General features: G+C 33.9%; 11 protein-coding genes and 1 pseudogene. All 12 read left to right on the top strand.

What is annotated here, in order from left to right; genetic code table 11:
• Positions 1–219, top strand: a pseudogene (locus tag G9F74_RS08130) (lysozyme family protein); the annotation flags it as partial.
• A 255-nt stretch (positions 220–474) separates the two neighbouring features.
• Positions 475–1296, top strand: coding sequence for a M23 family metallopeptidase (locus tag G9F74_RS08125; protein WP_097895797.1), 822 nt, complete (start codon positions 475–477; stop codon positions 1294–1296).
• A gap of 68 nt (positions 1297–1364) precedes the next feature.
• Positions 1365–2360, top strand: coding sequence for a GH25 family lysozyme (locus G9F74_RS08120; RefSeq protein WP_016108931.1), 996 nt, complete (start codon positions 1365–1367; stop codon positions 2358–2360).
• A 171-nt stretch (positions 2361–2531) separates the two neighbouring features.
• Positions 2532–2762 (top strand): BhlA/UviB family holin-like peptide, encoded by a 231-nt coding sequence (locus G9F74_RS08115; RefSeq protein ID WP_073990767.1) that lies wholly within the window; start codon positions 2532–2534, stop codon positions 2760–2762.
• 341 nt (positions 2763–3103) lie between these two features.
• Complete coding sequence (locus tag G9F74_RS08110) at positions 3104–3844, top strand: YveK family protein (RefSeq protein WP_001031073.1); 741 nt, start codon at positions 3104–3106, stop codon at positions 3842–3844.
• Entirely contained in the window at positions 3793–4455 is a 663-nt protein-coding gene (locus G9F74_RS08105; protein ID WP_000323603.1) for a CpsD/CapB family tyrosine-protein kinase, read from the top strand. The genes G9F74_RS08110 and G9F74_RS08105 overlap by 52 nt, the downstream gene beginning before the upstream one ends.
• 295 nt (positions 4456–4750) lie before the next feature.
• Positions 4751–6577 (top strand): polysaccharide biosynthesis protein, encoded by a 1827-nt coding sequence (locus tag G9F74_RS08100; RefSeq protein WP_000222377.1) that lies wholly within the window; start codon positions 4751–4753, stop codon positions 6575–6577.
• Positions 6578–6610: 33 nt separating this feature from the next.
• On the top strand, positions 6611–7768 hold the full coding sequence (locus G9F74_RS08095) for a glycosyltransferase family 4 protein (protein ID WP_016108930.1): 1158 nt from the start codon (positions 6611–6613) through the stop codon (positions 7766–7768).
• Complete coding sequence (locus tag G9F74_RS08090; protein ID WP_016108929.1) at positions 7753–8862, top strand: glycosyltransferase family 1 protein; 1110 nt, start codon at positions 7753–7755, stop codon at positions 8860–8862. Before G9F74_RS08095 ends, G9F74_RS08090 begins: the two co-directional genes overlap by 16 nt.
• A gap of 5 nt (positions 8863–8867) precedes the next feature.
• Positions 8868–9761 carry a glycosyltransferase family 2 protein gene (locus G9F74_RS08085; RefSeq protein ID WP_016108928.1) on the top strand — a complete coding sequence of 298 codons (894 nt, stop codon included), beginning with the start codon at positions 8868–8870 and terminating at the stop codon, positions 9759–9761.
• A gap of 35 nt (positions 9762–9796) precedes the next feature.
• Positions 9797–10858, top strand: a complete 1062-nt coding sequence (locus G9F74_RS08080; protein WP_000154273.1) for an EpsG family protein — start codon at positions 9797–9799, stop codon at positions 10856–10858.
• Positions 10859–10893: 35 nt separating this feature from the next.
• On the top strand, positions 10894–12066 hold the full coding sequence (locus G9F74_RS08075) for a glycosyltransferase family 1 protein (RefSeq protein ID WP_098180139.1): 1173 nt from the start codon (positions 10894–10896) through the stop codon (positions 12064–12066).
• Positions 12067–12145 lie beyond the last annotated feature (79 nt).

Below are 12145 nucleotides of genomic sequence, written 5' to 3'. Positions count from 1 at the left end.
GTAAAAGCGGAGCATTATTATTGGAGACCTTTCAAAGCAATATCAAAATATCCAGAAGGATATGGAGTAAACTTTTACGATGGAATTAACGGTTCATATAAAGGCCGTATCACTTCAAAAGAACCCCTTACAGTATTCTTCCGTAAAGAAGGCTGGATTGATATTGGTGGGAATAGTTGGGCACCTGAGGAACACTTTGATATTGTAGATATTCGATAAAAAAACAACTCTACTAAGAGTTGTTTTTTATACTTAAACTGTAATGTAGGAAAGAAGAATTAGTCATATAAAATAATAGTTTTTCAAGAGTCTTTGGTAATCTTAATAATATTTAACTTATGGTTAAAAGAATAATATTTTGATGGTAGATAACAATGGAGAAATTCTCTGTTTTGTTCGTTTTAAGGTTGGAAAACCTACAATATATCTAAAAATAATAAATATAGACAATATAAAATAGAAAGGAAGATTCATATGGCAACATTTATTTATCCAACAAATACAACGAGAGTAACAAGTGGTTTTAGAGGTGACAGACCAGATCATCATGGGGTAGATCTTGCTGAAGCAGGCTATCATCCGATTTATGCAGCGGCTAGTGGGAAAGTTAGTCGTTCGTATTTTTCATCTAGTTACGGTGAATGTATTATGATTGTTCATAATATTAATGGAGTTACATGGGAAACTGTATACGCTCACATGCGAAGTGGTTCTCGTACAGTTAAAGAAGGCGATTCTGTTACACAAGGACAAACAATTGGGGTTATGGGAGAAACGGGACAGGCTTATGGTCAGCACTTACATTTTGAAATGCATAAAGGCGGCTGGAATATTAATAAGAGTAATGCTGTGAATCCATTAGACTACTTGGGGAAAGGTGGCGCTGTTGGTACACAGCAACCAGAAGGAATTGGGTTCGCAAAGTCAATATACTGGGAAGGTTATGGTATTAACTATCATGATAGACCACATGGCAACTATCAGGGAAGCTTTACAACAGCAGCAGAAGTATTATACTGGGGTGCGTACTGGGGAGAAGATAATGATGTGTGGTTAGATTTAGGTAGAAGCCGTTGGGTAAAAGCGGAGCATTATTATTGGAGACCTTTCAAAGCAATATCAAAATATCCAGAAGGATATGGAGTAAACTTTTATGATGGAATTAACGGCTCATACAAAGGACGTATTACTTCAAAAGAACCTCTTACAGTATTCTTCCGTAAAGAAGGCTGGATTGATATCGGTGGGAATAGTTGGGCACCTGAGGAACACTTTGACATTGTAGATATTCGATAAAAAAACAACTCTATTAAGAGTTGTTTTTTTATTCACAAATTTTGATATAGGAAAGAAGAGGAATAGAAATGAAGAAAATTGCAGATTTATCTCATCACAATGGTTCAATAAATTGGGCGGCAGCTAGTAAAGAGCTTGAACTTGCTATTATACGTGTACAATATGGATCAAGGACAATTGATACACGTTATAAAGAGTATGTACAAGGTTGTAAAGACTATGGTGTCCCATTTGCACACTATGCTTATGGATGTTATGTAAGTGTTCAGGATGCTATTGTAGAAGCGAATGATTTTATGGCGCGCGCTGACAAAGAAGCGAAATTTTTAGTATTAGATGTGGAAGATGATACATTAGCAAGTTGTGGAGCAGTTAACTTAGCGAAAGCTTCACAGGCATTTATTGATACATGCCGTGCAGTTGGCTGGAAAATAGGTCTATATGTATCACATCACATGTATACAAGCTATGGACTAAATACTGTGAATGCGGATTTCCTTTGGATTCCACGTTATGGAAATAAACCAGCCTATAACTGTGATTTATGGCAGTATACGGAAAGTGGTAGTCTTGCGGGCGTATCTGGTAATGTAGATTTAAATTACTTAAACGGAGAAAAATCTCTTGAATGGTTTACAGGTAAAGGTGGCGTTGTTGGTACACCGCAACCAGAAGGGATTGGGTTCGCAAAGTCAATATACTGGGAAGGTTATGGTATTAACTATCATGATAGACCACATGGCAACTATCAGGGGAACTTTACAACAGCAGCAGAAGTATTGTACTGGAATGCGTACTGGGGAGAAGATAATGATGTGTGGTTAGATTTAGGTAGAAGCCGTTGGGTAAAAGCGGAGCATTATTATTGGAGACCTTTCAAAGCAATATCAAAATACCCAGAAGGATATGGAGTAAACTTTTATGATGGAATTAACGGCTCATACAAAGGACGTATTACTTCAAAAGAACCCCTTACAGTATTCTTCCGTAAAGAAGGCTGGATTGATATTGGTGGGAATCGTTGGACACCTGAGGAACACTTTGACATTGTAGATATTCGATAAAAATTCCAGTAGTAACTGTTTTTGTATTTTATAAAGTTATGACATAAAAGATAGCTTTAGCAAGAATTATAAGACAGAGATAGCTATAAGGACATATTGGTGTTAAAAGATGATAAAAGATTAGAGTCACTCGAATGAGTAATTATTTAGATTAGAAAAGGAGTGAGAATAATAGAAGAGCAGATCTTAAATTCAATGATTCAACAAGGAGCATTCGCAGCGTTATTTGTGTGGATGCTTATTACTACACAAAAAAAGAATGAACAGCGCGAAGAACAATATCAAAAAGTTATTGAAAAAAACCAACAAGTCATTGAAGAACAAGCAAAAGCGTTTAGTTCGTTGGCGAAGGATTTATCAGATGTTAAACAAAAAATTTTGGGACATGGTGATATGAAATAAAGCATCATGTTAAACTATTTATTCCGCAAGCAAGTTCACCAATGAGAACGTAATCGAAATACATCTCTATACTAAGAAAAAAAGCCCTGATACTACGATATCAGGGCTTTTTCGTCATTTATCTACAATGAATTGCAGTGAATATTGTCGTAATTTATGAGGTGTAATTAAGAAGTCATTTAACAAGAATAATTTATGTTGACTCGTTCTGTATAAAGAACTAAAATGGCATTAATTAGAAATGTTTGTATATTTAAAAAATAAAACATATTACTTTTATTTCTGTTTTTTATGGGAATGTCAACTGGAATCTCATTGGTATTAAATGAGGGGGAGAAGTAATGAATAAGGAAATAAATTTAAAAAATCTATTTACTGTTATATGGAAAAGGGTATGGATACTACTGTTGTTTACGACTCTCACAACCGTAGGAGGAGCGATGTATAGTATGTATATGAAAACACCTTTGTATGCCTCCTCAGCAAGGGTTATTGTTCAAGCTAATGCTGAAACGATGAATACATTGAAAGCGATGGTAAATGAGCCTGTAATATTAGAAAAAGTAGCGGCTGAATTAAATATTAACAGATCTGCAGGTGCATTAAGTGGACAAATAAGTATAGAAAGTGTACAAGGCTCTCAGATTATGAGAATAAATGTAGTGGATATTGATCCTGTACTTGCACATAAAATTGCAAATACGACAGCGGCTGTTTATAAGAAAGAAGTAGCAAATATACTAAATTTTAATAATGTGAGTATATTACCAGAAGACCCAGTTCAAAAACATTCGATGCCTATAAATATAAATCACCTTAAGACGATACTAATTGCGTTCTCTGTAGGTATGGTGCTCAGTATCGGTTTTATTTTTTTATTGGATTCATTTGATGATAGAATCAAATCGGAACGACGAATTGAGCAATTGTTAGATGTCCCTGTTTTGGGCGGGATTTCTAAAATGAATAGGAAAAATACGGAAGACAAATTCAGTAAAAAAAATACAGTGGTACTGGGGGATGGAACGGAGTGGCCTACAAAAATAGACGAAAAACAAATAAAGTTAAAGGAGAAAGTATAATTGCTTATACAGCTCCAAGATCGAAAATTTCGGAGCAGTATCGTTCGCTTCGAACAAACCTTCAATTATCTTCGTCTATTCATAAAAGCAGAACTATAGTTATTACTTCTCCAAGGTATGGTGAAGGAAAATCAACGATTACAGTTAATTTAGCAGTCTCAATAGCACAAAAAGGTGAAAAAGTATTGATAGTAGATGCAAATTTACGAAAACCCACGATTCAGGAAATGTTTGGAGTAGAAAATACAGTTGGATTAACTGATATATTGAACGGAAAAACAAATTTAGAAGGCGCTGTAAAAAAAACAGAGATGGAACGTCTTGATATATTAACTAGCGGTCCAGTACCATTCAATCCATCTGAAGTACTTGGTTCAGGTGAGATGGATATGTTAATTCAAAAGGCAATGGAACGGTATGACATCATATTATTTGATTCTTCCCCTGTATTAGAAGTAACAGATACGAGTGTATTAGTTGATAAGTGTGAAGGAGTACTTTTGGTGATCCGATATAATCGTACTGTGAGCGAAGATGCGCTTGAAACGAAAAGAGCGCTAAGTTTTACGAAAAGCAGAATATTGGGTGCAATTTTGAATGGGAAAGTATAAAGGGGATTAGAATAATAAATTTAACCTTCTTACATAAAAATGTTCGTTATAAAGAAAGAATAATAGAATTGTGATGTGGTGATGTCTCCTGACCGCTATCAATGGAGGCACTCGATTATGCTGTGGGTTGTGAAAGCAACCTTAGATGCGAGTCATCAAAAGTGTAATGTGAGGAAGGGTTAGATGCCCATATTTTATTAAAGTTTCTAGCTATGTACTTTTAATAAAGAGTATATAGTTAGAAACTTTAACTTTGAAAGAGTTCAGTAAGGAATTGATTAAAGGAGGAAGTTATATGACGTATCGCCGGAGGATATCGTTATTACTTTTAATGGATTCACTGATTGTATTAAGTGCAGTTTTTTTTAGTTATTTTTTTGTAAATGCTAGCTTTAGTGTTATCACTTTATCATCAGTTATTAGCTCTATCACTCTATTAGTTAGTCATCATTTATTTGCTTTTGTTTATAAATTGTATAAAAAAGCTTTGGAATATGCAAGTATAGGAGAGTTGCTAATTATATGCAAGGTCGTTACATTTTCAATACTTACTACAGCGGTTGTACAGCAAATCATTATGCAAAAAATGTATTTTCGATTGTTAGTTGTAACTTGGATGATTCATATTTTATTAATTGGTGGTTCCCGCTTTATTTGGAGAATGTACAGAGATATTTATTATGTAAAGAAGGGTGATAAAAAAAGAACGTTAATTGTTGGTGCTGGATCAGCTGGGACGATGGTTGCAAGGCAGTTGTTGAAGAATAATACTGCTGAATTAATGCCAGTCGCGTTTATTGATGATAATGTCAAAAAGCATAATCTTGATATTTGGGGGATTCCAGTAATAGGTGGTATGAATCAAATTGATTATGTTATTAAAAAACTGAATATTGAGATAGTTATCTTGGCAATTCCTTCGTTAAACAAGAGAGAGAGAAATGTTATTTTAAAAGATTGTTTAAAAACAAAAGTAAAAACTCAAATCCTTCCCATGTTAGAAGACTTAGTAACAGGTAAGGTTTCAGTAAATGAATTTAGAGATGTTCAAGTAGAAGATTTATTAGGGCGAGATCCTGTAGAGTTAGATGTGGAAATTATTTCAGATTATATAACGGATAAAGTCATTTTAGTTACTGGTGCAGGTGGATCAATTGGTTCGGAAATTTGTAGACAAGTTGCGAAATTTAAACCGAAAAAATTGATTTTATTAGGGCATGGAGAAAACAGTATTTATTCCATAGAAATGGAATTAAATGAAAAATATAACGATATGAGAGGCGTGTTTATTCCAGAAATCGCGGATATACAAGATGAAAAGAAGATGCATTTAATAATGAATAAACATCTTCCAAATGTTGTATATCATGCAGCCGCACATAAACATGTACCATTAATGGAGAACAATCCTGAAGAGGCTGTTAAAAATAATTTGATTGGAACTATGAATATAGCAGAGGCAGCGAGAACACATGGAGTAGGAACGTTTGTTATGATTTCTTCCGATAAAGCGGTGAACCCGACGAGTGTTATGGGTGCAACAAAGAAATTAGCTGAGATGGTCATTCAGCACAAAGATAAAATAAGTCATACAAAGTTTGTTACAGTACGTTTTGGAAATGTATTAGGTAGCCGCGGAAGCGTCATACCTTTATTTAAGAAACAAATTCAAAATGGTGGACCAATTACAGTTACTCATCCTGATATGGTTCGTTATTTTATGACAATTCCGGAGGCATCAAGACTCGTAGTGCAAGCTGGGGCGCTAGCTAAAGGAGGAGAAATTTTTGTGCTGGATATGGGAGAACCAGTAAAAATAGTTGATCTTGCTAAAAATCTCATTCGATTATCAGGAAACTCTTTGGATGAAATAGGAATAGAATTTACCGGTATACGCCCAGGAGAGAAGCTTTTTGAAGAATTACTAAAAGAAGATGAAATGAATGAGAAGCAAGTTCACCCGAGAATTTATGTAGGGCAAGAAATGAATGTTCGTATAGAAGAAATAGAAAAGTTAATTTTGGAATATACAGAGTTAGATGAGATGGAATTAAGAAAGCGATTGTTAAATTTAGTGAATCAGCGAAAAACTTTAAAACTATTAATACCAGTATCAGGTTAATAGCAAAAAATTATTATAAGACGGGTGCGTGGGATGGTGTCTAAAAAAATTCTGTTTTGTGCAACTGTGGATTATCATTTTAAAGCTTTTCATTTACCGTATTTGAAATGGTTTGCAGACCAAGGATGGGAAGTGCATGTTGCAGCGAATGGGAATAAACATCTTCCGTACGTAACTCAAAAATATAATATTCCTCTTCAAAGATCACCGATTAGCGTACAAAACTTTCATGCATATAAAAAACTTACATCAATTATTCATCAAAATAAATATAATATCATTCATTGTCATACGCCTATGGGAGGAGCAATTGCTCGTCTAGCTGCTAGAAAAGTGCGGAGAGAAGGCACAAAGGTTATATATACAGCGCATGGATTTCATTTTTGTAAAGGATCATCATTCATAAATTGGCTCTTATACTATCCAATCGAAAGAATTTTAGCTACTACTACGGATTGTCTTCTAACAATTAATCAAGAAGATTACAGTTTAGCAGTAAAGCATCGATTTCAGGCGGGAAGTATTAAACTCGTTCATGGTGTAGGAGTAGATATAGAACGATATATTCCTGTTAATGAAAGTGAAAAGGAGCAATTAAGACATAAAAATGGTTATAATTCTGAAGATTTTTTAATGTTTTATGCAGCTGAATTTAATAAGAACAAAAACCAAAGCTTCTTAATTCAATCATTGGCACAATTAAAAAATGAAATTCCGCATGCGAAGCTACTACTTGCTGGTGAAGGGCCTTTAATGAAGGAGTGCAAAAATATAGCGGCTCAACTAGGTGTGAGTAGTATGGTGCATTTTCTTGGTTATAGAAATGATATAGCCCCTTTGCTGCAGATGTGTGACCTAGCTGTTGCATCGAGTTACCGGGAAGGTTTACCAGTTAATATTATGGAAGCTATGGCTTGTGGACTTCCAGTTATCGCCACTGACAATCGGGGACATAGGGAGTTAATTATTCATAATAAAAATGGTTGGATTATAGATCGTGATGATATAAAGACGATGTCTGAAAGAATAAATTCTATTTCTAAAAGTATTAAATTACAAGCTCAGTTTGGACGGTGTGGGCGTACTATTATTACAAGTAAATATTCAGTTAACGAAGTGTTAAAAGAGAAAAAAGAAATTTATACAACATATATGGATGAAATGGAGGATTTAAATTGGGCACTCCATTGAGAGTACTACATGTAGTCGTAAATATGAATAGAGGCGGAGCCGAAACTTTAATTATGAATTTGTATCGTAATATAGACCGCTCAAAAGTACAATTTGATTTTTTAACTTGTAAAGAAGGAGTGTTTGATGAAGAAATAGTAAAGTTAGGCGGGGAAATTCATAGAATTCCATATGTTACAGATGTTGGTCATAGGGGCTATATAAAGGCGCTAGATAATTTCTTTAGTACCCATACGCAATATAAAATCGTTCATTCACATATAGATAAAATGAGCGGATTTGTACTTCGTTCAGCTAAAAAAGCAAGGGTGCCAGTTAGGATTGCGCATAGTCATAATACTAGTAGTGAGGGTGGTATTGCTGCAAAAATCTATAAATGGTATGCGGGAAAATCAATAGCCATATGTGCAACACATTTGTTAGCATGTTCAAATGCTGCTGCCAGATGGCTATTTGCGGATAAAGCCGATGTAGCTAGAATCTTAAAAAATGGAATTGATTGTGATAGATTTTTGTTCTGTCCAGACATACGAAAACAAGTAAGAGAAGAATTACAAATTGAGAAAGATACTCTTGTTGTAGGTCATGTTGGAAGATTTGCTCATCAAAAAAATCATGCTTACCTTATAGAATTATTCGCGCAGTTAACTCGATTTAAGCCGGATTCAATTCTTTTATTAGCTGGCGAAGGGCCGCTTCGCGTGGGAATTGAAAATAAAGTAAGGGAATTGAATATGGAGAAGCATATACGGTTTCTCGGGATACGAGACGATATAGAAAAGATACTTCAAGCATTTGATGTATTTGTTTTTCCATCCATACATGAGGGATTGCCACTCACTCTCATAGAGGCGCAAGGAGTTGGTTTGCCTTGTATTATATCTGATACTATTACGAAAGAAGTGGACTTGGGAATGAATTTAGTTGAACATGTTTCTCTAACAGATAAATTTGCTTGGATAGAAAAAATGAAAAATATAGAAACTAGTAATTTTTCGAGGAAAACACCAACTCAAGTAGTATTCGCAAAAGGATACGATATAAAACATACGGCTGAATTAACTCAAGACTATTATTCTGTACTTTCGAGGTGAGTAATTTGAAGAATTTAACGATTTTCACCCCTACTTATAATAGAGCATATTGTCTTGCAAATTGTTATGAGAGTTTAAAACATCAAACATGTAAGGATTTTGTATGGTTAATAATAGATGATGGATCTAGTGATAACACAAAAGAATTGGTGGATAGCTGGATTGCTGAAAAACATATCAAAATTAAGTATCATTGGCAACAAAATCAAGGGATGCATGGTGCTCATAATACAGCATATGAAATGATTGATACGGAGTTAAATGTTTGTATTGATTCTGATGATTATATGCCCGATGAAGCGGTAGAAAAAATCCTTTCTTTTTGGAGTAGCTATGGAAATGAAGAAGTTAGCGGGATAATTGGATTGGATTTGTATACAAATGGACAAATAATTGGTTCAAAGTTACCAGAGAACCTTAAACACTCCACGCTTTTTGATCTTTACAACAAACATGGTGTCACAGGTGATAAAAAATTGGTCTATCGCACAGAATTGACTAAGAAATATCCATACCCAATTTTTAAAAATGAAAAATATGTAGGGTTAGCATACAAATATTACATGTTAGATCAACAGTATGAGATGTTACTAATGAACGAAGCGCTTTGTTATGTGGAATACATGGCTGATGGATCATCAATGAATATGCTAAACCAATATCGTAGAAACCCAAAAGGTTTTGCTTTTTATCGCAAGGAACTTATGAAATTACCATTTACTAATCGACTATTTAAGTATAGGCAAGCTATACATTATGTATCTAGTAGTTTCATATCGAGAAATAGAAGGTTTATACAAGAATCGCCATGTAAAGGACTGACACTTTGCGCACTACCATTTGGGGCTATCCTTTATAGTTACATTACAATGAAAACAAAAATGAAAGTAAACATGTAGAGACTTATTTAGTAATTAAATGAGAGGACAGAATAATGACCATACTTTGGATGAATCTTGCTATAGTATTCATGCTCGCATTTTTTGCAAGGTATTTTGCTATACCAGTGACTAATAGTCTTACATTGATAAAGCCCAATAGGCTGTTGATTATAATGGCGGCTTTATCTCTTGTGTTGGTGGCAGGGCTTCGAAATAATATTGGGGATACTTATTTTTATATGCATGCATATAAAATAACGGAGTTTAATTGGGAATATGTTCAAACTAATAAAGACATGGGCTTTAATATTTTTCAAATGGTTTTGAAAAAATATACGGATAATCCTCAAGTAATGGTTTTTACTACAGCATTGATAACAAATGTACTCATTGTAGCAACACTATATAAATATTCAAGACTAATTGAATTGAGTTTATATGTTTATATTACGTCGGGTATGTATTTAACATCAATGAATGGGATTAGGCAATATTTAGCCGCTGCAATTATTTTTGCTGCTACAAAATATATTTTCGAAGGAAAATGGAAAAAATATACATTAATTGTATTATGTGCATCAACATTTCATGCAAGTGCATTAGTTTTAATGCCAATATACTTTTTTGTAAGAAAAAAAGCCTGGTCAGGAACGACATATTTGCTCCTTTTTTTAGCGGTATGTGTAGTAATAGGTTTTAATCAGTTTTCGGAAATTTTATTTTCGGCTATTGGAAATACTCAATATGGTCAATATAAGGAATTTCATGAAGGTGGTGCCAATATACTTAGGGTTGCTGTGAATATAGTGCCAATTATACTGGCTTACCTTGGGAAAGATAAAATGAGGGCGTTATTCCCTGAAAGTGATTATATTGTAAATATGTCTATATTAGGTCTTGTTTTTATGATTATTTCAACACAGAATTGGATATTTGCTAGATTCTCCATATATTTTGGATTGTATCAGTTAATATTAATTTCTTGGGTTGTGAAGTCATTTACAGATAAAGATCAAAAGTTGATGTATTATGCAGTTCTAGTGTGCTATTTTATTTATTTTGTATATGAACATGTAATTACTTTGGGAATTATCTATAAGAGTAATCTACTTTGATAATAAAGTGCAAAATGCTAGGAGAGGATTGTTGAATGGGGATAGATTCTAAGCCTGAACCTATAAATAAAAAGAAGGTTTTACACATTGTCAGCGCTCTGAATCGCGGGGGAGCTGAAACATTATTAATGAATATATATAGGAAAATAGATAGGGAGCAGCTTCAGTTTGATTTTGTATCCCATCGAAATGAGAAAAATGATTACGAAGATGAAATAATGGCCTTAGGTGGGAGAATATATAAGGTACCTAGTTTAGGACAAATAGGACCTTTTGCCTATGTTAAAGAACTTGTGAAAATTATGTCGGATAATCAATATGAAGTTGTACATGCACATACGGATTATCAAGGTGGTTTCGTTGCTGTAGCGGCAAAAATAGCTGGTATAAAAAAGAGGATTTGTCATTCCCATAGTAATAATTGGCCACAAGACTCTGGAATAAAAGCAAGAGTTATCCTAAAGGTTTTGCAATCTATTATTAAATATGCTGGAACTAATTATTGTGCGTGTAGCGTTGAAGCAGCACGTTTTTTATTTGGTGAAAGGATGCTTCAAAGTCAGAGGATAGAACTGATTAAAAACGGTATAGATATTAATCAATTTACTGATATAGATGCTGGAAGTAGTGTCAGCGTAAGAAGGGAACTTAATATACCGAATACAGCAAAATTAATAGGACATATAGGAAGTTTTTCAGAGTCAAAGAATCATGTTTTTATCCTAAAAGTTTTAAAGCAAATTTTAAAAAGAGATTCAAATTTTGTTGCTATTCTAGTAGGAGATGGTCCGTTAAGGATTTCTATTGAATTAAAAGCAAAGCAATTAGGGATTTTTGAAAACATTAGATTTTTGGGCGTTAGGAAGGATATTCCACGACTCATGAAGAACTTTGATGTTTTTATTTTTCCTTCTTTGTTTGAGGGGTTTGGTATTGTAACTTTAGAAGCGCAATCTGCAGGTGTACCATGTGTTGTAGCAGATACACTACCTAATAATACTGATATGGGGTTAGGGATAATGTCATTTGTTGACTTAGATGAAGAAATTGAAATATGGTGTAAAGAAATTTATAAAGCCTTGTTAAAAGAAAGACCAGACAGGGAATTCATAATTAACAATATATCGAAATTAGGCTTTGATATTAACGATAACATTTACGAGTGGCTATCGTTATATGGAATTGTGTGCAAGGAAGAAGTAGGGTAATCTAATTTGTTTTCATTTTATATGTCTGATGTATAAGGAAAATTGGTAAGCGTAACAGCAAAATACTAATATAAAATGA

This window comes from Bacillus sp. EKM202B (assembly GCF_011066025.1).
Taxonomy (GTDB): domain Bacteria; phylum Bacillota; class Bacilli; order Bacillales; family Bacillaceae_G; genus Bacillus_A; species Bacillus_A toyonensis.
Note: the sequence above shows the minus strand (reverse complement) of the source record. Positions and strands in the feature narration are given on the sequence as shown.